We start from the raw sequence: 384 nt of genomic DNA on the forward strand, positions 1-384 counted from the left end.
GGATACGCGCAGTCATGGGTTCAATCAGTGCTCGGGAGCGTACGTAACGTCAGTGTGAGGGATAGGTTTCAATAGAAGACTAATTTGAGTATCCGCCTGCCGCGCGGCGCCTGGACAGGGCCGTCGCCGGCAGGTCCACGATGACCTGGAGCCCCTCTGGCCGCCATTCGCGCGACAAACGCCCGCCGAGCTGTCCCTCAACCGACAGGCTGGCCAGGGACGAACCGAAGCCGGTGCGTTGCGGCATGCCCTGGACGACCGGACCGCCCGTTTCCGACCAGGTCAGGACGAAGCGGTCCTCCTGCCGTTCCGTCGTCAGGGTCACCACGCCGCCACGCTCGGAAAGCGCACCGTATTTGGCGGCGTTGGTCGCCAGTTCGTGGA

1 pseudogene is annotated in these 384 nt (G+C 64.8%); it reads right to left on the minus strand.

The annotated features are described in order from the left end of the window. Positions 1 to 79: 79 nt before the first annotated feature. Positions 80 to 384, minus strand: a pseudogene (locus JWG43_RS21220) (PAS domain-containing protein); the annotation flags it as partial.

The organism is Desulfobulbus alkaliphilus (genome assembly GCF_016918545.1).
Taxonomy (GTDB): Bacteria; Desulfobacterota; Desulfobulbia; order Desulfobulbales; family Desulfobulbaceae; genus Desulfobulbus; species Desulfobulbus alkaliphilus.